Genomic DNA, 21,553 nt, shown 5'->3' on the forward strand with positions numbered 1-21,553 from the left:
GGGTAAAATCAGTGACAAACTCGAAACCTGAAGGGTAAAAAATGAGCAACATCCTGATTATCAACGGCGCGAAGAAATTCGCCCATTCAAACGGCCAGTTGAATGACACCCTGACCGAGGTCGCGGATGGTTATCTGCGCGACGCCGGGCATGATGTTAAAATCGTTCGTGCGGAAAGCGATTACGACGTCCGGCAAGAAGTACAGAATTTCCTCTGGGCCGACGTGGTTATCTGGCAAATGCCGGGCTGGTGGATGGGCGCGCCGTGGACCGTGAAGAAATATATTGATGACGTCTTCACCGAAGGGCATGGCTCGCTGTATGCCAGCGACGGACGCACCCGCTCCGACGCCAGCAAGAAATATGGTTCCGGCGGCTTGATTCAGGGCAAGCAATACATGCTCTCCCTGACCTGGAACGCACCGATGGATGCCTTCACCGATAAGGATCAGTTCTTCCACGGCGTGGGCGTTGACGGCGTTTATCTGCCGTTCCATAAAGCCAACCAGTTCCTCGGCATGACCCCTCTGCCGACCTTTATCGCCAACGACGTCATTAAAATGCCGGATGTTCCGCGTGACATAGCAGAATATCGCAAGCATCTGGCGCAGATTTTTGGTTAACTAAAGGTCTACATACAGAAGGAGTTGAGTTAATCATGTTGACAGTGATCGCAGAAATTCGTACACGCCCGGGCCAACATCATCGCCAGGCGGTACTTGATCAGTTTGCAAAACTTGTTCCGGTGGTTTTACAGGAAGAGGGCTGCCACGGCTATGCGCCGCTGGTGGACCACGCTGCCGGCGTGAGTTTCCAGAGCACCTCTCCGGATTCGATCGTCATGGTTGAACAGTGGGAAAGCGTTGCCCATCTTGAAGCGCATCTGCAAACTCCGCATATGAAAGCATACGCTGAAGCGGTGAAAGGCGACGTGCTGGAGACCAGTATCCGTATCCTGCAGTCCGGCATTTAAGCCTGCGCACCCTGCGCACAAAGAAAAAACCAGAAGTGAGTCAGAACTGGCGGAGCGCCAGTTCTGCTTAAACAGCAGGTCAGGCTTCCAGATCCGCCATATCCCCTTTCTCCTGCAGCCAGTTACGACGGTCTTCCGAACGTTTCTTGGCTAACAGCATATCCATCATCGCGGTAGTCTGCTGCTCATCCTCATCACTGATAATCAGCTGAACCAGGCGGCGGGTATTCGGGTCAAGCGTGGTTTCACGCAGCTGCATCGGGTTCATCTCACCCAGCCCTTTAAAGCGCTGTACGTTCGGTTTGCCCTTCTTACGTTTGAGCTGCTCCAGCACGCCGGCTTTCTCTTCTTCCGTCAGCGCGTAGTAAACCTCTTTGCCGAGATCGATACGGTACAAAGGCGGCAGCGCAACGTGGACGTGCCCGTGCTTCACCAGCGTGCGGAAGTGCTTCACAAACAGCGCACACAGCAGCGTGGCAATGTGCAGGCCATCGGAGTCCGCATCCGCGAGGATACAAATCTTGCCGTAGCGGAGCTGACTTAAGTCGTCGCTGTCCGGATCGATACCGATCGCCACCGAAATGTCGTGCACCTCTTGCGAGGCCAGCACTTCATCAGATGAGACTTCCCAGGTATTAAGGATTTTACCCTTCAGCGGCATAATCGCCTGATATTCCCGGTCGCGCGCCTGCTTGGCAGAACCGCCTGCCGAGTCCCCTTCCACCAGAAACAGCTCGGTACGGTTCAGATCCTGGGCGGTACAGTCCGCCAGCTTGCCCGGCAGCGCGGGGCCGCTGGTCAGCTTTTTACGAACCACCTTTTTGGCAGCGCGCATCCGGCGCTGAGCGCTGGAGATGGCCATCTCGGCAAGCAGCTCCGCGGCCTGAACGTTCTGGTTCAACCACAGGCTAAAGGCATCTTTCACCACCCCGGAGACAAACGCCGCGCACTGACGCGAAGAGAGGCGCTCTTTGGTCTGACCGGCAAACTGCGGATCCTGCATTTTCACCGACAGCACGTAGGCACAGCGATCCCAGATATCTTCCGCAGACAGCTTCACGCCGCGCGGCAGGATATTGCGATATTCACAGAACTCGCGCATCGCTTCGAGCAGCCCCTGGCGCAGGCCGTTAACATGGGTACCGCCCTGCATGGTCGGGATCAGGTTAACGTAGCTTTCGGTCAGCAGCTCCCCGCCTTCCGGTAGCCACAGCAGCGCCCAGTCGACCGCTTCGGTTTCGCCGGAGAAGTTGCCGACGAACGGTTTTTCCGGCAGCAGCGGCAGGCCGTTCACCGCTTCGCACAGGTAATCAGTCAGGCCGTCCTGGTAACACCAGCGCTGTTCGCTGTTGTTTACCTGGTCACGGAAGACAATCTCGACCCCGGGGCAAAGCACGGCTTTAGCTTTGAGTACATGCGTCAGACGCGAGACGGAAAAACGCGGACTGTCAAAGAAGCTCTCATCCGGCCAGAAATGCACGCTGGTTCCGGTATTGCGTTTACCGCAGGTACCGGTGACATGAAGATCTTCAACTTTATCGCCGTTCTCGAAGGCGATGCTGTAGATCTGGCCATCGCGGCGGACGTTCACTTCCACACGCTTCGACAGGGCGTTGACCACCGAAATACCCACCCCGTGCAGGCCACCCGAGAACTGGTAGTTCTTGCTGGAGAATTTGCCGCCCGCATGCAGCCGGCACAGGATCAGCTCAACCGCCGGAACCCCTTCTTCCGGGTGGATATCAACCGGCATCCCGCGTCCATCGTCGATCACTTCCAGCGATTGATCGGCATGAAGAATGACCTCCACGCGTTTCGCATGGCCAGCCAGTGCTTCATCCACACTGTTATCAATAACTTCCTGGCCGAGATGGTTAGGACGTGTTGTGTCAGTGTACATCCCCGGACGGCGGCGAACCGGCTCTAGCCCGGTGAGTACCTCAATGGCATCAGCGTTATATGAAGATTGCGTCATGGTGTGTATTCGTAGGTCATCCAGGGCCGCTTAACGCAGACCCAGAAAATCGATAATCTGAGTGAAATGATCTTCAAAGCCGACAAATGCGTGATTGCCGCCCTCCTCTACCGTCTGCCGGCATGAGGCGTAGTAAGCAACGGCCTGGCGGTAATCAAGCACTTCATCGCCCGTTTGCTGCAGCAGCCAGATTAAATCAGGCGCTTCCAGCGGGTCGATTTGCATGACTTTGAGATCGTAAATATGGCGTGACTCTAGCACATATTGCTGCCCCGTGTACGGATTCTCATTGGGGCCAAGGAAATTGTTCAGCAGTTCAAACGGGCGTACCGCCGGGTTAACCACCACCGTCGGCAGCATAAAACACTGCGATAGCCAGGTGGCATAGTAGCCTCCCAGCGAAGACCCCACCACCCCCAGCGGTTCCCCGCCGCGTTCCAGCACAATGGCTTCCAGCATCTCCGCCGCTTCTGCCGGGTAGGCGGGTAGCTCAGGCACCACCATCGTAATCTCGGGAAAGGTCTGCGTCAGCCAGTCCTTCAACGCCGTCGCTTTTGCCGACCGCGGTGAACTGTTAAAACCATGCAGATAAAGGAGCGTAGCCATCAGTATCCTTCTGAAGCAATATCCGGGTGAAACTTCACGCCGTTAAGGCGGCAAACTTCCGTGGTCAAGGTACCGTCGGCGTGCAGTTCCAGCCAGCGCCAGCCGGGAGAAATGGTATCCAGGGTAAAATTGGCGCAATGCGGCTTAAACTGTACGCAGGTCGAGGGAGTGGCCATCATCCGCCGCCCGTTCCAGTTGAGGTCCAGTTCCTGGTGAATATGGCCGCAGAGTAAATGTTTTACGCGCGGGAAAGCGGCCAGCGCACGATCCAGAGCCCCGGCGTTCCGCAGGCTGTGTTGATCCAACCAGCTACAACCCGAAGGGAGCGGATGATGATGCAACAGCAGCAGCGTATAACGCTCAGGCTCTTCCGCCAGCTTCTGCTCCAGCCACTCAAGCTGAAAGTCGCTCAGCTCGCCGTGGGGAACGCCAAACACCTGGCTGTCCAACAGCAATATTTGCCAACGATCGCCCAGCAAGACCCTTTTGGCCGGGGAAATACCTGATTCCTGCAGCGTGCTATACATCGCCGGCTGGAAGTCATGATTGCCCGGCAACCAGACGCAGGGCGCGGCAAAACTCGCGATACCTTCAGCAAAGTGCTGATAGGCCGCGGCTGAATGGTCCTGCGCCAGATCGCCTGTTGCTACTATAAGATCGCATGGACGCTGTGAGGCATGGATGGCATCCAGCACGGCCTGGTAGCTTTCCCAGGTATTGATACCTAACAGCGTTTCATGTTTTTCAGCAAACAGGTGAGTATCAGTAATTTGTAATATCCTGACTCTGGTCTCACCAGCCAGAGGCAGATTCAACAGGCTTTCCAAATGGTGTCCTTAGGTTTCACGACGCTAACAAACCGGAATCGCCATCGCTCCATGTGCTAAACAGTATCTCAGCCAGTCCGCCAGGAACTGATTAATTTGATGCTTTTCGTCGCGTTGATGCAACTTTTTATTAGGATAATCATACTTTGCTTTGAAGCGAAAGATCTGCTGAGTCGAACACACTTCAGCGACCATCGCGTCATGATACAGACGTACCGTCATTGACGGTAAACTCCAGTAACTTACCGCCGGAACCGTCTGCTCAATTGACACTAATGTAGTGTAGCGGGTCGACTCGACGATAGTTAATCGATATTGCGCATTGCCCACCTGATAGCCCGCGACATCGCCGGCTGCATCGGTTCGAGGCAACAAGCGGCGCAACTGAGCAAAATTGGTTTCACACAGGCGCATCATTTCCGGGAAGTCAGGTGTATAACGCTTCATTTTGTCCACTCATTACGTAAATTGTGATAATGCAATTGCAGCCATTGCAAGGCGATGACAGAGGCCGCGTTGTCGATTTTCCCCTCTTCAACCCACTGATAAGCCTGCTCCCGGCTTACCACATGCACCCGGATGTCTTCATTTTCATCCGCCAGACCGTGAATCCCTTTTGCCGTTGTGGCATCGACTTCACCGACCAGAATCGACAGTCTTTCGCTGGTACCGCCTGGGCTGGCCAGGTAGCTCAAGACCGGTTTTGTCCGCCCGACGACCAGCCCGGCTTCTTCTACCGCTTCGCGGCGGGCAACGTCCTCGGGGGTCTCACCGTCCTCAATCATACCGGCGACCATTTCAAGCAGCCACGGGCTCTCGCTGGTATCATACGCGGCGATGCGGATTTGCTCGACCAGCACCACTTCATCACGTACCGGGTCAAAGGGTAGCAAGACTGCGGCATGCCCGCGCTCAAAAATTTCGCGCGTCACCTCGCCGCTCATTCCACCGTTAAACAGACGATGGCGAAAACGGTATAAATCCAGCGAAAAAAAACCACGATAAAGCGTTTCGCGTGCAATAATTTCTACATCGTTTTTAGAGAAGGTGATTCCTTGCTGATTGGGCTTGCTCATTGTCTCTGTCCTGCGCATCCGAAAGTAAGGATTTATAAGCCGTTTGGCTATCGTTTTACAGCCTGTATGTTAGATTGGTGCAAATTACCGCCGGATGGCACGTAACGCCAACTTTTTACCGCGGCAGACTCGATACAATCAGCAAATATATTTAGAATTTGGGCAGCGCTTTATGCTTCACAACAAGGAATGCAAATGAAGAAACTTTTCCCCATCCTCATCGGTCTGGGCCTGACTGGCTTCAGCGCCATGAGCCAGGCAGAAAACCTGATGCAGGTTTATCAGCAGGCGCGCGTCAGCAACCCTGACCTGCGTAAATCAGCAGCCGATCGTGATGCTGCATTCGAGAAGATCAATGAAGCACGTAGCCCGTTACTGCCTCAGCTTGGTCTGGGCGCAGATTATACTTACACCAATGGCTATCGCGACAGCAACGGCGTGAACTCGAACGTCACCAGCGGCTCGCTGCAGTTAACGCAGACCCTGTTTGATATGTCGAAGTGGCGCGCCCTGACGCTGCAGGAAAAAGCGGCCGGTATTCAGGATGTCACCTATCAGACTGACCAGCAAACGCTGATTCTGAACACCGCGACGGCTTACTTTAACGTCCTCAGCGCGATTGATACGCTTTCCTATACCGAAGCGCAGAAGCAGGCAATTTACCGCCAGTTGGATCAGACCACACAGCGCTTTAACGTTGGCCTGGTGGCGATCACCGACGTGCAGAACGCCCGTTCACAGTACGATTCAGTACTGGCAAACGAAGTGACCGCACGCAACAACCTCGACAACGCGGTAGAAGCGCTGCGCCAGGTAACCGGCAACTACTATCCGGAGCTGGCATCGCTGAACGTTGACGGCTTTAAAACCAACAAACCGCAGACGGTAAATGCGCTGCTGAAGGAAGCGGAAAACCGCAACCTGTCGCTGCTGCAGGCGCGTCTGAACCAGGACCTCGCCCGCGAACAGATTCGCCAGGCGCAGGACGGCCATCTGCCGACCCTGGATTTAACCGCCTCGACCGGGATCTCAAACACCACCTACAACGGTTCAAAAACCAACGATCCAACGCGCTATGGCGACACTGATGCCGGGCAGAACAAAATTGGCCTGAGCTTCTCGCTGCCGCTGTATCAGGGCGGGATGGTGAACTCGCAGGTGAAACAGGCGCAGTACAACTTCGTTGGCGCCAGCGAACAGCTGGAAAGCTCACATCGCAGCGTAGTTCAGACCGTTCGTTCTTCCTTTAATAACATCAACGCCTCTATCAGCAGCATCAACGCCTACAAACAGGCGGTGGTCTCTGCGCAGAGCTCCCTTGATGCGATGGAAGCCGGCTATTCCGTGGGGACGCGTACCATCGTCGACGTCCTGGATGCCACCACCACTCTGTACAACGCGAAGCAGCAGCTCTCCAGCGCACGTTATAACTACCTGATTAACCAGCTGAACATTAAATCGGCGCTCGGTACTCTGAACGAGCAGGATCTGCTGGCGCTGAACAACACGCTGGGCAAACCGGTCTCGACATCACCAGATAGCGTCGCACCGGAAACCCCGCAGCAGGATGCTAACGCTGATGGCTACAGCAGCAATGCAGCCCCGGCGGCAACACCGGCTTCGACCCGCACCACGAAAACCAGCGGCGCTAATCCTTTCCGCCAGTAATCGTCGTTGCGTCATGGCGCTTCGCTTAACGAATTCCGCTAAGCGAAGCGCTAAACGTAAGGCAACGTAAAGATCCCCTCCTTTCCCTCCCTCTTCGCTTCATTTTCCACCACTCATCCTCTATCCTGAGCGTTAACAAACCGCAATACCACTGGGTCCTGGAAGACAAATATGAAACGGACAAAAAATATCAATCATGCCTCGTTCCGTAAAAGCTGGAGCGCGCGCCATCTGACGCCGGTCGCCCTTGCCGTTACGGCCGTATTTATGCTTGCCGGTTGTGAAAAAACCGACGAGACGGTTTCTCTGTACCAAAACGCCGATGACTGCTCTGCAGCCAACCCGGGCAAAAGCGCAGAATGCACCACCGCTTTCAACAACGCGCAGAAGGAAGCGGTACGTACCGCGCCGAAATACGCCACGCGCGAAGATTGCGTCGCTGAATTCGGCGAAGGCCAGTGCCAGCAAACGCCGGCTCAGGCAGGCGTCGCGCCAGAAAACCAGGCGCAGGCACAAAGCAGCGGCAGCTTCTGGATGCCGTTGATGGCAGGCTACATGATGGGCCGTATGATGGGTGGCGGCATGGGCGCACAGCAGCCGCTGTTCAGCTCGAAAAACCCGGCCAGCCCAGCCTATGGTCAGTACACCGATGCCGGCGGTAAGAGCTACGGCGCCGCACAGCCGGGCCGGACGATGAATGTACCGAAAACGGCGATGGCACCAAAACCCGCCACCACCAGCACCGTCACTCGCGGCGGGTTTGGTGAGTCGGTCGCGAAGCAATCTGCTATGCAGCGCAGCGCTGCAGGCACCAGTTCGACTAAACGCTCAATGGGCGGCTAAATCACATGGAAAGAATCAGCATCACGGAACGCCCGGACTGGCGTGAGAAGGCGACCGAATACGGCTTCAACTTTCATACCATGTATGGCGAGCCGTACTGGAGCGAAGAGGCCTATTACAAACTGACGCTGGCCCAGGTTGAAAAGCTTGAAGAGGTCACCGCCGGGCTACACCAGATGTGCCTGCAGGCAGTGGAAAAAGTCGTCGCCAGCGATGAGCTGATGGCGAAGTTCCGCATTCCGAAACATACCTGGGGCTTCGTGCGCCAGTCGTGGAAAACCAACCAGCCGTCGCTCTACTCGCGTCTCGATCTGGCATGGGACGGCGTGGGCGAACCGAAGCTGCTGGAGAACAACGCCGATACCCCAACCTCGCTGTATGAAGCCGCCTTCTTCCAGTGGATTTGGCTGGAAGATCAGATCAACGCCGGCCAGCTGCCAGCAGGCAGCGACCAGTTCAACAGCCTGCAGGAAAAGCTGATCGAGCGTTTTTCCGAGCTGCGCGAACAGTTTGGCTTCCAGCTGCTGCATATGGCCTGCTGCCGCGATACCGAAGAAGATCGCGGTACCGTGCAGTATCTGCAGGACTGTGCCGCAGAAGCGGGTGTGGCGACCGAGTTTCTGTATATCGAAGATATCGGCCTGGGTGAAAAAGGTCAGTTTACCGACCTGCAGGATCAGGTGATTGGCAACCTGTTCAAGCTCTACCCGTGGGAGTATATGCTGCGCGAGATGTTCTCTACCAAACTGGAAGACGCGGGCGTACGCTGGCTCGAACCGGCGTGGAAGAGCATCATCTCGAACAAAGCTCTGCTTCCGCTGCTGTGGGAGATGTTTCCGAACCACCCTAATCTGCTGGCGGCTTACTTCAGCGAAGATGCGCATCCGGAGATGGAGAAGTACGTCATTAAGCCGATCTTCTCCCGTGAAGGGGCCAACGTGTCGATCGTGGAAAACGGCAAAGTACTGGAAGCGGTAGAGGGTCCATACGGAGAAGAAGGCACTATCGTGCAGGAGTTCTATCCGCTGCCGAAGTTTGGTGACAGCTACACGCTGATCGGCAGCTGGCTCATCAACGATATGCCCGCCGGGATTGGCGTACGCGAGGATCGGGCGCTGATCACCCAGGATTTGTCGCGTTTCTACCCGCACATTTTCGTCGAATAAGATCTGCCCCGGCCGCGCTAACGCCTGCCGGGGTTTTTCCGCTACCTTCTACGCCCCAATCAGCACCGACAGCATGCTCAGCGATCCCATCTCCATCCCTTCCACCGGAATAGTTATCGGCTCTTCGCCGTCCCAGGTACCCAGAACGTAGAGCAGCGGCAGGAAGTGATCCGCCGTCGGATTAGAAAGCGATCCGCCCTCATGCGCCAGATAGTTCACCAGCGGATGCTCTGCAACCGGTCCCTTCCAGCTCAGGTTGGTCTTGACGTAGTCATTAAATGATTCCGCCCACGGGTAAGGCGTGCTCTCGCCATGCCAGCGTGCCGTTCTCAGGTTATGCACCACGTTACCGCTCGCCACCAGCATGATACCTTCATCGCGTAGCGCCGCCAGCTTACGTCCCATTTCCATATGCCAGGCTGCCGGTTTGGTGCTATCGATGCTCAGCTGCACCATCGGGATATCCGCATCGGGGTACATTTTTATCAGCACGCCCCATGAGCCATGATCGAAGCCCCAGGCTTCTTTATCCAGGGTCACGGGCACCGGCGCCAGCAGCTCAACCAGACGCTGCGCCAGTTCAGGAGAACCGGGAGCCGGGTAATGCGTATCGTACAGCGCCTGCGGGAAGCCGCCAAAATCGTGGATCGTCTTCGGCGTTTCCATAGCCGTGACTCCGGTACCGCGAGTAAACCAGTGCGCAGAGACTACAACGATAGCTTTTGGCCGCGGCAATGTTTCGCCCAGCTGCCGCCAGGCGCGGGTATAGACGTTATCTTCCAGCACGTTCATCGGGCTGCCGTGGCCTAAAAACAACGCTGGCATTCGGGTACGGGACATGGTGATATCCTTAAACAGAGGAATTGTGATGCCTCAACATTACGCTTTTTTGCATCAGGATAAACTCAGATAAGCATGATGATGATCGTCAGAAAATTTGAATGTAATTCGCTGTAAAGGGTCGCATCGCCCTCTCGTCGTGAGCTGATAATCTGGATATCATTAATGATAATCATTATCAAAGGAAATGAATAATGTCGTCACCCTTAATATTGACGCTGCTGGCGGGTAGCGCCACATTCATCGGGGCTATTTTTGGCGTCCTGGGTCAGAAACCATCCAACCGGCTGCTGGGATTTTCCCTGGGCTTTGCCGCGGGTATCATGCTGCTTATCTCGCTGATGGAGATGCTGCCCGCCGCGCTGAACGCGGAGGGCATGTCGCCGCTGCTCGGTTACGGCATGTTTGTCATCGGCCTGCTGGGCTACTTTGCGCTTGACCGTATGCTGCCCCACGCGCATCCGCAGGATCTAATGTCGCCGGGTATGCCGCGTCCGCGTAACCTCCGCCGAACCGCCATGTTGTTGACTCTGGGCATCAGCCTGCACAACTTTCCGGAAGGGATCGCCACCTTTGTAACGGCCAGTAATAACCTCGAGCTGGGCATGGGCGTCGCGCTGGCGGTCGCTTTACACAATATTCCCGAGGGGCTGGCGGTGGCCGGACCGGTTTATGCCGCCACCGGTTCACGGTATAAGGCGGTACTCTGGGCAGGGCTTTCCGGTATGGCGGAAATTCTCGGCGGCCTGCTGGCCTGGCTGATCCTCGGAAGCCTGGTGTCACCGGTCATAATGGGCGCCATTATGGCCGCCGTCGCCGGGATCATGGTGGCGCTGTCGGTCGATGAGCTGATGCCGCTGGCAAAAGAGATCGATCCGCAGAGCAACCCAAGCTATGGCGTACTGTGCGGCATGTCGGTGATGGGATTAAGTCTGGTTGCGCTGCAGGCAATGGGCATTGGCTGATGGCAAAAACAACAAAGCCCACGCTGAGGTGGGCTTTGTCATGAGACGGGGCCAGAATCAGCTGGCTTTGCGCTCATGTGCGCGGCGATAGGCCACCAGATCTTCAATGGTGACCACGGCCATATTCTGCTTCTGTGCGAACGCAATGCACTCTGGCGCCCGCGCCATAGTGCCATCGTCGTTCGTCAGTTCACACAGCACGCCAGCCGGCTTAAAGCCCGCCAGCGTCACCAGATCGATGGTCGCTTCAGTATGACCACCGCGGGTCAACACGCCGCCCGGCTGCGCACGCAGCGGGAAGACATGGCCTGGACGGTTGAGATCGGAAGGTTTAGCGCCGTCGGCAATGGCCGCGCGCACGGTGGTCACGCGGTCAGCGGCGGAAACGCCGGTGGTGACGCCTGCTGCAGCTTCGATGGTCACGGTAAAACCGGTGCCGTATGCGCTGGTGTTGTTTTCCACCATCATCGGCAGGTCAAGCTGCTTACGGCGTTCATCGGTCAGGCACAGGCAGACAATGCCGCTGCCGTGGCGAATGGTCAGCGCCATCTGCTCAACGGTCATGGTTTCAGCGGCGAAAATCATGTCGCCTTCGTTTTCACGGTCTTCATCATCAAGCACCATCACACCGCGGCCTTCGCGCAGTGCATTTAAAGCGTGTTCCACACGTTCAAAAGCGGTACCAAAAGAGGAAAGGAGCGTCTGATTCATGGTAAATAAACCTCATTAAAATTATGGTTACCAGAATCAGGGCAGTCTTAGGAGCGCCGGTTTAGCGGCAAAAGTCAACGCAAGCGGATCGAAACCCGACTGAGCCGTTACTCTCTCCCATCCGGACTTTAACCGTCGGCCCCGGAATTACACCGGATCTGCTGACCTTTCTGCTGTTGCAGAAAGCGCTCGCGGGCTTTCAACGCCATGGTTGATTTACCGCCGGTGGGGAATTTCGCCCCGCCCTGAGAATAAGCGAGATCACTATAACGCTATTGATTATCATCGGCAATGCATAAGCTTCAAACATTTCTGGTTTATAGGCAGCGTCGATCGCACTACAATGAGCGATAAATCGACCAGAGCAGGAAACCACCATGATTGACCCGAAAAAAATTGAACAAATCGCCCGCCAGGTCCATGAATCGATGCCGAAAGGCCTTCGCGATCTTGGGGAAGATGTCGAGAAAAAGATCCGTCAGGTACTCCAGTCACAGCTGACCCGCCTGGATTTGGTCAGTCGCGAAGAGTTTGATGTGCAGACGCAGGTGCTGCTGCGCACCCGCGAAAAACTGGCGCTGCTGGAGCAGCGAATCAGCGATCTGGAAAGCCGCGCGGCCGCCCCGACCGTCGAAGAGAAGCAGTAAAAAATAACGGGCCCTCAGGCCCGTTGTTGTTTCAGTGTTCTAGCTCTGGTTCCGACGCTGCCTCTTCACTCACCTGACGGCAGTAGAGCTCATACCGTTGGCAAAACCATTCACGATGATCTTCATCCATATTGCCGACTATAGCCTGGAGATCAACGGAGTGTCCTTGTGCATGCATTCTGGCGAAACTCAGGGCCAGAAAATCAAAGTTCTTCATTGAATACAGTTCGTGATGATTCATCCGCATACTCCTTCAGCCGTGTGTGTTCTGATTGGTCATATGCTTTCTACTGACTTCAGTATTTATACTTACGCTAACGCTTTCTGTACGAAAAATGCGCTCAAATCGCCTGTTTATTGCGCTGAATCATCTCTGTCATCAATAAATAAAAAAAAGCCGGCGATCTGACGATCGTCGGCTATTTTTGTCGGACGTTATCCGGGTTTCTTCGGCCTCGCGATACGCAACCCGCTCCCCCAGGACGCCCGCCCGGCGCGACAAATTACTTACCGCTGTCTTTCTGGATCTTCTTAATGATGTTGGTCGTAGAGCAACCATCTTCAAAGTTCAGCACCAGAACGTCGCCGCCGTTCGCCCAGACTTCCTCGCTACCCGCGATATCTTCCGGCTTATAGTCGCCGCCTTTGACCAGCAGGTCCGGCAGAATGCCGGCAATCAGGCGCTGCGGCGTATCCTCTTCAAATGAGACGACCCAGTCGACGGCTTCCAGCGCGCCGAGCACGATCATACGCTGCTCCAGCGGGTTAACCGGACGAGACTCGCCTTTCAGACGTTTGGTCGACGCATCGCTGTTGACCGCAACGATCAGGCGATCGCCGAGCTTGCGCGCATTAGCCAGATAAGAGACGTGGCCCGCGTGCAGAATGTCAAACACGCCGTTGGTCATCACCACTTTCTCGCCGCGCTTACGCGCCGCCGCAACGGCCTGTTTCAGTTCATCTTCGTTCATCACGCCGAACCCGGTCTCCGCGCGCCCGCGCACGGCGTTTTCCAGTTCGATAGGTGAAACGGTGGATGTCCCCAGCTTGCCGACCACGACGCCGGCCGCCGCGTTGGCAAAGTAGCACGCCTCTTCCAGAGTGTTGCCGGAGGCCAGCGTCGCCGCCAGCACGCCAATGACCGTATCGCCGGCACCGGTGACGTCATACACTTCTTGCGCCTGAGTCGGCATATGCAGCGGCGGACGGCCCGGCTGCAACAGCGTCATCCCCTGCTCGGAACGAGTCACCAGCAGCGCAGAGAGTTCGAAATCCGCAATAATTTTCAGGCCGCGTTCGACAATATCCGCTTCGTCTTTGCACTTGCCCGCTACGGCTTCAAATTCGGAGAGGTTCGGCGTCAGCAGCGTGGCGCCGCGATAGCGTTCAAAATCGGTGCCTTTCGGATCGATCAGCACCGGTACGCCGGCATCGCGCGCCAGCTTAATCATGGTCTGCACGCTGGCCAGCGCGCCTTTTGCATAATCGGACAATACCAGCGCCCCGATGGTACCCAGCGCCTGCTGAATGCGGTCGTGCATGGGCTGCGGATCGACGCCGGAGAATCCCTCTTCGAAATCCAGGCGGATCAGCTGCTGGTTGCGCGACAGCACGCGCAGCTTGGTGATAGTCGGGTGAGTCGGCACGGAGACAAAATCGCACTTCACGTTGACATCCGCCAGCGCCTTACTGAGCGCACGCGCTGCGTCATCAATCCCGGTCAGGCCAACCAGGCGAGAGGTCGCACCGAGAGAGGCGATGTTCATCGCCACGTTTGCCGCACCGCCGGGACGCTCTTCGATATTTTCCACCTTGACCACCGGTACCGGGGCTTCGGGGGAAATACGGCTGGTGGGACCATACCAGTAGCGGTCCAGCATGACATCGCCAACCACCAACACTCCTGCACGTTCAAACTCCGGCAGCGTTACTTTCATGACTCTCTCCTGCGAGATACAAACTTTGCGCGCGATAATAGCACACCCGGTTTTTTAGTTAAGCCATCAACCACTTCTGCCAGCTGGCGCTCACCTGCTGACGTTCATGGGTAAAGGCGTCCGGGGCGACGTTCCCCGGCTGTTCCTGCAACGCCAGATGATGCAGCGCATCGCGCAGCGTGGTGTACGCATGGGTCAACGCCTGCGCTTCTTCATCATCCATAATGTCGTTTTGCGCCAGCAGTTCCAGAATGCGCACGTTATCAGACCAGCGCGTCAGCTTCGGTTTATCGTGCGCATAGCGTAGGACCAGATACTGGGTAATAAATTCAATGTCGGTAATGCCCCCGGCATCGGCTTTAATATCAAAGCGATCCCGATGCTTATTGCCGAGATGGGCGCGCATTTTCTCCCGCATTTCCCGCACTTCGGTCTGCAGCGTCGCCCCTTCACGCGGCGTGCTGAGGATATCGCGTCGGATGGTATCAAAACGCTCCTGCAGCGCCGGATCGCCATAGACTACGCGGGCACGCACCAGGGCCTGATGTTCCCAGGTCCAGGCCTCATTCTTCTGGTAGTCGGCAAACGCATCGGCAGTGGTGACCAGCATACCCGCCGCACCAGACGGACGTAAGCGAGCATCCACTTCGTAGAGAATCCCTGAAGAGGTGCGGGTGCTGAAGAGGTGCATAATGCGCTGGGCCAGGCGCAGATAGAACTGGCGACCGTCGATTTCGCGCTCCCCGTCGGTCATCACCTCCATCGGACAATCATGCAGGAACACCAGGTCAAGGTCAGAACTGTAGCCCAGCTCCCAGCCCCCCAGTTTCCCGTAACCGACGACCGCAAAACCACGCCCCTGACGGTCATGCAGGTGCGTCGGCTGGCCATAACGCGCCACCATCTGCATCCACGCCTGCTGGACCACCGCATCAATCATCGCTTCGGCCAGCCAGGTTAAGTGATCGCTCACTTTCATTACCGGCAGCGTACCGGCAATATCGGCGGCGGCAATATGCAGCAGCTGCGCCTGCTTAAACTGGCGCAGCGCCTCCAGCTGCTGCTCTTCGTCCTCTTCCGGCACCCGCAGCAGATACTGACGTAGCTCATCGCGATAGGCATCGGTCGCCGTCGGTTGATACAGCGTATTGGGATCCAGCAGTTCATCCAGCAGCAGCGGATGGCGCGCCAGCTGACTGGCAACCATCGGCGAAGCGGCGCAGAGGCTAATCAGATGTTTCAACGCACCGGGAAACTCGCTGAGCAATTCCAGGTAGGTGGTTCGGGTGACGATACCGGTCAACAGCGGTGTAATCCGCGCCAACGGCACCGGCGCATCGGCCCGCGAACACACTTCGCTGAGCAGATGCGGCATCAGCTGATCCAGCACCTGGCGCCCGCGCGGGCCGATAGTGCGTTTATCCAGCTCTTTACGAAAATCGGCAATCAGCGCCAGCACACTGCGACGGTCGTCATCCGCAAGATGGGCCAGCGCCGGGCTGGCGTCATCCTCTTCCAGCGCATCCTGCCACAACTCACGCCAGTACTCCTCCAGCTGCTCATCCGGTGATTGCGCTTCATCATCGCCAATCAGGTCGTTGAACACTCGCCGTACGCTGGCCATTTTCTCTTCCAGCTGCGCGGTCAGCGCTTCCCAGTCATCAACATGCATCCCCCACGCCAGGCGAGCGCGATTAAGCGCATCCTGCGGCAAAGTTTGCGTCTGCTCGTCATTGATGCTTTGCAGCAGGTTTTCCAGGCGACGTAAGAACAGGTAGGCATCACGCAACCGGGCAGCATCGCCTTCCGGCAGCAGGTGCAGCTCATCGATCGCCGCCAGCGTCGGAAGCAGCGCCCGCAGCTGGAGCGCCGGTTCGCGTCCTCCGCGGATCAGCTGGAAGACCTGTACGATAAATTCGATTTCGCGGATACCGCCCGCACCGAGCTTGATATTGTCCTTCAGCCCGCGACGACGAACTTCACGGGCAATCATCCCCTTCATATTACGCAGCGACTGGATCACGCTGAAGTCGATGTAGCGACGGAAGACGAAGGGCCGCAGCATGGCGCGCAGTTCGTTGGCATAGGTGCCTTCGTTATCGCCCATGATCCGCGCTTTGACCATCGCGTAGCGCTCCCAGTCGCGCCCTTGTTCCTGATAGTAATCTTCCAGCGCGGCAAAGCTCAGCACCAGCGGCCCGCTGTCGCCGAAGGGGCGCAGGCGCATATCAACGCGATAAACAAAGCCATCCTGCGTCGGCTGGTCGAGGACTTTAATCAGCCGCTGCCCGAGGCGGGTAAAGAACTGCCCGTTATCCAGCTCGCGGCGTCCGCCGCGGGTTGCGCCATGTTCAGGCCAGGCAAAAATCAGATCGATGTCCGACGAGAAATTGAGTTCGCCTCCGCCCAGTTTCCCCATCCCGAGGATCAGCAGCGGCTGCGCTTTACCTTCGGCACTGGTAGGGGTTCCCCATTCGTTACAGCAGGCGGTGTAAAGCCAGTCGCGGGCGGCGACAATCAGCGTCTCCGCCAGCGCGCTTAGCTGCTGCAAACTGCTCTCTTCACTGACCAGCGACAGCGCTTGTGCCCAGGCGATGCGCACCATGATCCGGCGGCGAAACAGGCGCAGCTCACGCATCAGCGTCGCTTCGTCGTTGACACCGGCCAGGGCGGCCTGTAGCCAGTCGGCATAGTGACGCCACTCCTGCGCCTCGGGGGGCGAGTTTTCAAGCTCGGTCAGCCACTGCGGCTGCGCCACCAGACTCTGCTGGACGAAATCGCTGAACGCCATCACCGACTGCGCCTGCGGACTTAACGTGGATAATGGAAAATCCGCCGGCAGTCGGTCTATAACCGTCTGCCAGTGCTGCTGTAACTGTGAAGAAAGCGGCATTATAGGGGTCTCCCTGGCCTGAAATTATCGTTTTCCACTATGCAGCCAGAATGGCTCCGCGGCCAGCGCCTGGCGGCGGAAATATTCAATGACGCTGCGATCTTTGTGCTCAATAGCGCGACGGACTTCCAGCCAGTTCTCCAGCCAGGAGGCCGCAGCATCGGCATAGGCGCCGGCGAGCAGCTGAATGCAGTCTATGTCGCGGGCCAGACGCGGCAGCTGGCCGTCGTAATCGTCCCCCAGCGTCTGCTGGAACGCATTTTTTAACTCCGCCGCCGCCCGCGAAAGCTGGATATCGGCGAAACGTTTAAAAGAGCCGGCGATCTTCTTCTGCGCGTTCTCATTTAAAAAGGCGCGCCAGCTACGGCTCACCAGCCATTCGGTCAACGCGAGCTTCGCGCTGACTGCGGCAATGCTGAACAGCGCCGCCGGATCCTTTCCAGCCTCCGTCAGGGCAGCTTCCGCTTCCCCAAGCTGTTCGCGCAGCTGCGCGGTGGCCTTACGCGGCACGATACCGCCAAACAGCACCAGCGCATGACGTATCCGGGCGATGGCGCGAAGGATTTCCCCTTTTGCCATCGGATTACCGCGGCTCCAGACCTCGTCATGATAGAGCCAGTGCGCCAGCGCGTTTTCCAGCGACGCCTCCAGACCCTGCTCTACGCTGGCTTTTGGCGCCACCTGCAGAACGCCGAATGGCTGCACCGGGCGCGCATCGTTCCCCTGGGCAAGATGGTAGCCGCGCGCCGCTTTGCTGAGACTTCCCTGGCGCAGCACGCCGGTTTCCAGCAGACGACGGGCGAGCGCCAGCACATCCTCCGTCTTACCAGAGAGCAGTTCCAGCTCCAGCTCGCGAATCGCCTCCTGATGCTCGGGGGTTTTCACCTCCCCGCGATCGAGCGCAATTTCAATCTGGCTCTCCCCTTCGCTGACCACCCATTTTTCACGTTCAAAATCGGTACTGAACAGCGGCTGTACGTTTTGCGCCAGATCCGCGGGCAGTTCGCCCTGCGGCCAGACTTCGGCAGGCAGGCGTTCCAGCGCCAGTTCCGGGCTTGCCAGCGGGATGTTGAATTCCGGACGCTGATGCAATCCGCCCACCACGCGCCCGGCGATTTTCAGGGTCATTTCATACTGACCGCGATCGCCACGGATGCGCAGTCCCATATCGTGACGGCGCAGCCAGTTATCCGCCGTTTCATAGTAAATATTGAGCAATTGACCCGCAGGCGTGTGCTGGGCATTAAGCGCGTTAAGGTGCTGGCGCAGTGTTTCCACGCCGCTGTCGGAGACGATAAATTTTAATTCGATTTCTTGAGCCATGACTGAATTCTTCCGCTTCTTTGCGCTGCCGGGAAAATACGGCGAACTATCGCCGATATTTTTTGTCAGTAGATAGTATTTTGCGGCGATTCTCCATGCAATGCGCATTTTGCCGGGCCACCTCCCGGATGTTTCCGATTGTGGCAGAAAACTTTGCGTCGCTATGGCGATGCCACTACTATCGTTCAACTTTTTATGATCAAACGATGACCTGATGCCAAAATTACGCCTTATCACTTTTACTTTGCTGGCGCTCAGCGCCGCCACGGCGGTTCATGCAGAAGAAAAACGCTATGTTTCTGATGAACTGAACACCTGGGTTCGCACGGGGCCGGGCGATAATTATCGTCTTCAGGGCACCATTAACGCCGGGGAAGAAGTTTCTCTGCTGCAGACCAATGACAGCACCGGTTATGCCCAGATCCGCGACGGCAACGGCCGTACCGCGTGGATTCCGCTGAAAGAGCTGAGCACCGAGCCCAGCCTGCGCACCCGCGTGCCGGATCTGGAAAATCAGGTAAAAACCCTGACCGACAAACTCAATAACATCGACACCACCTGGAATCAGCGCACCGCCGACATGCAGAAAAAGGTCGCCGGCAGCGATACCGTCATCAACGCGCTGAAAGATGAAAACCAAAAGCTGAAAAATGAGCTGGTTGTCGCCCAGAAGAAGGTGAATGCCGCGAATCTGCAGCTGGATGATAAGCAGCGCACTATTATCATGCAGTGGTTTATGTACGGCGGCGGCGTGCTTGGCGTCGGACTGCTGCTCGGTCTGGTGCTGCCGCATCTGGTCCCGAGCCGTAAACGTAAAGACCGGTGGATGAACTAATTCGTCTTCTCTGCCAGACTTACGTATCATCTTGAGCAAAGTGGATACGGGAGAGTCAGGCGTGAAGATTTATCTGGTCGGTGGTGCAGTTCGGGATGCGTTATTAGGGCTACCGGTCAAAGACAGAGATTGGGTCGTAGTTGGCGCCACGCCTGAGCAGTTGCTTGAGGCGGGCTACCAGCAGGTAGGCCGCGATTTCCCCGTATTTCTGCACCCGAAAAGCCGGGAAGAGTATGCTCTGGCACGTACCGAGCGTAAATCAGGCTCCGGCTACACCGGTTTTACCTGCTATGCCGCCCCGGACGTCACGCTGGAACAGGATCTGCTGCGCCGCGATCTGACGGTTAATGCGCTGGCTCAGGATGCCGATGGCCTGATTATCGATCCCTACGGCGGCCAGGCCGATTTGCGTCTGCGCCTGCTGCGCCACGTCTCACCCGCCTTCAGCGAAGACCCGCTGCGCGTTCTGCGCGTGGCGCGCTTCGCCGCCCGCTATGCCCACCTGGGCTTCCGTATTGCCGACGAAACAATGGCGCTGATGCGCGCCATGGCCGACGCCGGCGAACTGGCGCATCTGACGCCAGAACGGGTCTGGAAGGAGACGGAAAACGCCCTTGGCACCCGTAATCCCCAGGTCTTTTTCCAGACCTTACGCGACTGCCACGCGCTCGGCGTGCTGTTCCCAGAAATTGACGCGCTGTACGGCGTTCCGGCACCGGCTAAATGGCACCCGGAAATCGACACCGGTGTACATACGCTGATGACTCTGACGATGGCGGCAATGCTGTCGCCGGAGATTGACGTTCGCTTTGCAACGCTATGTCACGATCTCGGCAAAGGGCTGACGCCAAAAGCGCTCTGGCCGCGCCATCACGGCCACGGTCCGGCAGGCGTCAGGCTGGTCGAGCAGCTCTGCGCCCGTCTGCGCGTACCGAACGACATTCGCGATCTGGCGAAGCTGGTCGCCGAATTCCACGACCTGATTCATACCCTGCCAATACTGCAGCCCAAAACGCTGGTCAAACTGTTTGATAATATCGACGCCTGGCGTAAGCCGCAGCGGGTCATGCAAATCGCCTTAACCAGCGAAGCCGATGTGCGCGGACGTACCGGATTCGAAGCCCGCGATTATCCGCAGGGACGCCTGCTGCTTGAAGCCTGGGAGGTCGCCCAATCGGTCTCTACGAAAGAGGTGGTTGCTCAGGGCTTTAAAGGGCCGGAGATTCGTGAGGAGCTGACGCGGCGCCGCATACTGGCGGTCGCGAAGTGGAAGGAAGAGCGCTGCCCTCAGCCTTGCGACTGAGGGCCCGGTTTTACCGGCGCTGAAAACTCAGAAGAAGATAACGTAAACCACTGCCGCGACGACAAAACGGTAGATAGCAAACGGGATAAACGAAATACGTTTAATCAGCTGCAGGAAGGTTTTAATCGCGATCAGCGCCACGATGAACGCCATAATAAAGCCGACGGCAAACATCGGAATATCGCTGGCGTTGAGGAAACCGATGCTCTTATACACATCCAGCACGGTCGCCCCCATCATCATCGGCACCGCCAGCAGGAAGGAGAACTCTGACGCCGCATAGCGGCTTACGCCCATCAGCATCCCACCGGAAATGGTCGCACCGGAGCGAGAGAAACCGGGCCACAGCGCCAGGCACTGGAAGCAGCCGATGATAAATGCCTGGCGATAGGTCATATCATCAATACCGACGGCACGCGGCTGTTTTGGCTTCAGCACTTCCGCCGCGATCAGCAGCAGGCCACCCACGATCAGCGCATACATGACGTTGACCGGGTTGAACAACGATTTGATGGTATCGTGGAACAACAGACCCAGCACCACCGCCGGAACCATCCCTAATAAAATATGAATCAGCGATAAACGGCCGCTTCCCTGACCTTCATGTTCCGGTGGTTTACCGAAATGAATACCGATCAGACCAAACAGACGACGCCAGAACATGACGACAACGGCAAGAATAGAACCTAACTGAATGACCACCTCAAAAGTATTTGCCGTCTCGCCTTCAAAGCCCAGCAGATGGCCGACAATAATCATATGGCCAGTACTGGAAACAGGTAAAAATTCCGTTAACCCTTCAACCACACCCAATATTGCCGCCACCAGCAGCGAGTGTATATCGCTCATCCAATAAACCCTTTAAAAGTAAAATGAAAAAACCAGATACGCTGAACCATTCCATCAGGTGATATTGATGCGGCCAGTCTGGAGACGGACGGCGCAGGAAATCGGAGCGTACACGG

21 protein-coding genes and 1 riboswitch are annotated in these 21,553 nt (G+C 56.9%); of the genes, 9 read left to right on the forward strand and 12 right to left on the reverse strand.

The window, feature by feature from the left end:
- Positions 1 to 41: 41 nt before the first annotated feature.
- Entirely contained in the window at positions 42 to 623 is a 582-nt protein-coding gene (locus ROR01S_RS06390; RefSeq protein WP_004867755.1) for an NAD(P)H-dependent oxidoreductase, read from the forward strand.
- A 35-nt stretch (positions 624 to 658) separates the two neighbouring features.
- Positions 659 to 973 carry a putative quinol monooxygenase gene (locus ROR01S_RS06395; protein WP_004867760.1) on the forward strand — a complete coding sequence of 105 codons (315 nt, stop codon included), beginning with the start codon at positions 659 to 661 and terminating at the stop codon, positions 971 to 973.
- A 79-nt stretch (positions 974 to 1,052) separates the two neighbouring features.
- On the opposite strand, the gene parE is transcribed toward ROR01S_RS06395, so the two are convergent.
- From parE to nudF, 5 genes are read right to left on the reverse strand one after another with little or no spacing between them, the layout of a single operon-like run.
- Entirely contained in the window at positions 1,053 to 2,948 is a 1,896-nt protein-coding gene (gene parE / locus ROR01S_RS06400) for a DNA topoisomerase IV subunit B (RefSeq protein ID WP_004867763.1), read from the reverse strand.
- A 30-nt stretch (positions 2,949 to 2,978) separates the two neighbouring features.
- Positions 2,979 to 3,554, reverse strand: a complete 576-nt coding sequence (gene yqiA, locus ROR01S_RS06405; RefSeq protein WP_004867764.1) for an esterase YqiA — start codon at positions 3,552 to 3,554, stop codon at positions 2,979 to 2,981.
- Positions 3,554 to 4,381, reverse strand: a complete 828-nt coding sequence (gene cpdA / locus ROR01S_RS06410) for a 3',5'-cyclic-AMP phosphodiesterase (protein WP_004867768.1) — start codon at positions 4,379 to 4,381, stop codon at positions 3,554 to 3,556. Before cpdA ends, yqiA begins: the two co-directional genes overlap by 1 nt.
- Positions 4,382 to 4,405: 24 nt before the next feature.
- A complete protein-coding gene (locus tag ROR01S_RS06415; RefSeq protein WP_004867771.1) occupies positions 4,406 to 4,828 on the reverse strand; it encodes a DUF1249 family protein in 423 nt (140 codons plus the stop codon).
- Positions 4,825 to 5,457, reverse strand: coding sequence for an ADP-ribose diphosphatase (nudF, locus tag ROR01S_RS06420; RefSeq protein WP_004867773.1), 633 nt, complete (start codon positions 5,455 to 5,457; stop codon positions 4,825 to 4,827). Before nudF ends, ROR01S_RS06415 begins: the two co-directional genes overlap by 4 nt.
- Before the next feature lie 195 nt (positions 5,458 to 5,652).
- Here nudF and tolC point away from each other — a divergent pair, with 195 nt between their 5' ends.
- The 3 genes from tolC to ROR01S_RS06435 all read left to right on the forward strand — a co-directional run bounded on the left by tolC (position 5,653) and on the right by ROR01S_RS06435 (position 9,134).
- Positions 5,653 to 7,125, forward strand: a complete 1,473-nt coding sequence (gene tolC / locus ROR01S_RS06425; RefSeq protein WP_004867776.1) for an outer membrane channel protein TolC — start codon at positions 5,653 to 5,655, stop codon at positions 7,123 to 7,125.
- 171 nt (positions 7,126 to 7,296) lie between these two features.
- The gene (locus ROR01S_RS06430) at positions 7,297 to 7,968 is read left to right on the forward strand and encodes a DUF1190 family protein (RefSeq protein ID WP_004867777.1); all 672 of its coding nucleotides are present in this window, start codon (positions 7,297 to 7,299) and stop codon (positions 7,966 to 7,968) included.
- 5 nt (positions 7,969 to 7,973) lie between these two features.
- Positions 7,974 to 9,134, forward strand: a complete 1,161-nt coding sequence (locus tag ROR01S_RS06435; protein WP_004867780.1) for a glutathionylspermidine synthase family protein — start codon at positions 7,974 to 7,976, stop codon at positions 9,132 to 9,134.
- Positions 9,135 to 9,182: 48 nt separating this feature from the next.
- Here the strand turns inward: ROR01S_RS06435 and ygiD are convergent, their stop codons facing one another.
- Complete coding sequence (gene ygiD / locus ROR01S_RS06440) at positions 9,183 to 9,974, reverse strand: 4,5-DOPA-extradiol-dioxygenase (RefSeq protein WP_004867783.1); 792 nt, start codon at positions 9,972 to 9,974, stop codon at positions 9,183 to 9,185.
- A 194-nt stretch (positions 9,975 to 10,168) separates the two neighbouring features.
- Between ygiD and zupT the strand changes: the two genes are divergently transcribed.
- Complete coding sequence (zupT, locus tag ROR01S_RS06445; RefSeq protein ID WP_032718261.1) at positions 10,169 to 10,939, forward strand: zinc transporter ZupT; 771 nt, start codon at positions 10,169 to 10,171, stop codon at positions 10,937 to 10,939.
- A 57-nt stretch (positions 10,940 to 10,996) separates the two neighbouring features.
- Here zupT and ribB read toward each other — a convergent pair whose 3' ends face one another.
- On the reverse strand, positions 10,997 to 11,650 hold the full coding sequence (gene ribB, locus ROR01S_RS06450) for a 3,4-dihydroxy-2-butanone-4-phosphate synthase (RefSeq protein ID WP_004867787.1): 654 nt from the start codon (positions 11,648 to 11,650) through the stop codon (positions 10,997 to 10,999).
- Between the two features lie 105 nt (positions 11,651 to 11,755).
- Positions 11,756 to 11,907, reverse strand: a riboswitch (FMN riboswitch).
- A 120-nt stretch (positions 11,908 to 12,027) separates the two neighbouring features.
- On the opposite strand from ribB, the gene ubiK reads away from it, so the two are divergent.
- On the forward strand, positions 12,028 to 12,297 hold the full coding sequence (ubiK, locus tag ROR01S_RS06455; RefSeq protein WP_004867791.1) for a ubiquinone biosynthesis accessory factor UbiK: 270 nt from the start codon (positions 12,028 to 12,030) through the stop codon (positions 12,295 to 12,297).
- Positions 12,298 to 12,328: 31 nt separating this feature from the next.
- On the opposite strand, the gene glgS is transcribed toward ubiK, so the two are convergent.
- The 4 genes from glgS to ROR01S_RS06475 all read right to left on the reverse strand — a co-directional run bounded on the left by glgS (position 12,329) and on the right by ROR01S_RS06475 (position 18,450).
- The gene (gene glgS, locus ROR01S_RS06460; RefSeq protein ID WP_004867793.1) at positions 12,329 to 12,538 is read right to left on the reverse strand and encodes a cell surface composition regulator GlgS; all 210 of its coding nucleotides are present in this window, start codon (positions 12,536 to 12,538) and stop codon (positions 12,329 to 12,331) included.
- Positions 12,539 to 12,800: 262 nt separating this feature from the next.
- Positions 12,801 to 14,234 (reverse strand): bifunctional D-glycero-beta-D-manno-heptose-7-phosphate kinase/D-glycero-beta-D-manno-heptose 1-phosphate adenylyltransferase HldE, encoded by a 1,434-nt coding sequence (gene hldE / locus ROR01S_RS06465; protein WP_015585701.1) that lies wholly within the window; start codon positions 14,232 to 14,234, stop codon positions 12,801 to 12,803.
- A 58-nt stretch (positions 14,235 to 14,292) separates the two neighbouring features.
- Entirely contained in the window at positions 14,293 to 17,130 is a 2,838-nt protein-coding gene (gene glnE / locus ROR01S_RS06470; protein WP_162268833.1) for a bifunctional [glutamate--ammonia ligase]-adenylyl-L-tyrosine phosphorylase/[glutamate--ammonia-ligase] adenylyltransferase, read from the reverse strand.
- 21 nt (positions 17,131 to 17,151) lie between these two features.
- Positions 17,152 to 18,450: a CYTH domain-containing protein gene (locus tag ROR01S_RS06475; protein WP_064359218.1), complete on the reverse strand. Its 1,299-nt coding sequence runs from the start codon at positions 18,448 to 18,450 to the stop codon at positions 17,152 to 17,154.
- A gap of 214 nt (positions 18,451 to 18,664) precedes the next feature.
- Here ROR01S_RS06475 and ROR01S_RS06480 point away from each other — a divergent pair, with 214 nt between their 5' ends.
- Positions 18,665 to 19,285 carry a TIGR04211 family SH3 domain-containing protein gene (locus ROR01S_RS06480; RefSeq protein WP_004867804.1) on the forward strand — a complete coding sequence of 207 codons (621 nt, stop codon included), beginning with the start codon at positions 18,665 to 18,667 and terminating at the stop codon, positions 19,283 to 19,285.
- Between the two features lie 61 nt (positions 19,286 to 19,346).
- Positions 19,347 to 20,588, forward strand: a complete 1,242-nt coding sequence (locus ROR01S_RS06485; protein WP_004867806.1) for a multifunctional CCA addition/repair protein — start codon at positions 19,347 to 19,349, stop codon at positions 20,586 to 20,588.
- A 27-nt stretch (positions 20,589 to 20,615) separates the two neighbouring features.
- Here ROR01S_RS06485 and bacA read toward each other — a convergent pair whose 3' ends face one another.
- Positions 20,616 to 21,437, reverse strand: a complete 822-nt coding sequence (bacA, locus tag ROR01S_RS06490) for an undecaprenyl-diphosphate phosphatase (protein WP_004867807.1) — start codon at positions 21,435 to 21,437, stop codon at positions 20,616 to 20,618.
- Positions 21,438 to 21,553 lie beyond the last annotated feature (116 nt).

It is taken from the genome of Klebsiella ornithinolytica NBRC 105727 = ATCC 31898 (assembly GCF_001598295.1).
Taxonomy (GTDB): domain Bacteria; phylum Pseudomonadota; class Gammaproteobacteria; order Enterobacterales; family Enterobacteriaceae; genus Klebsiella; species Klebsiella ornithinolytica.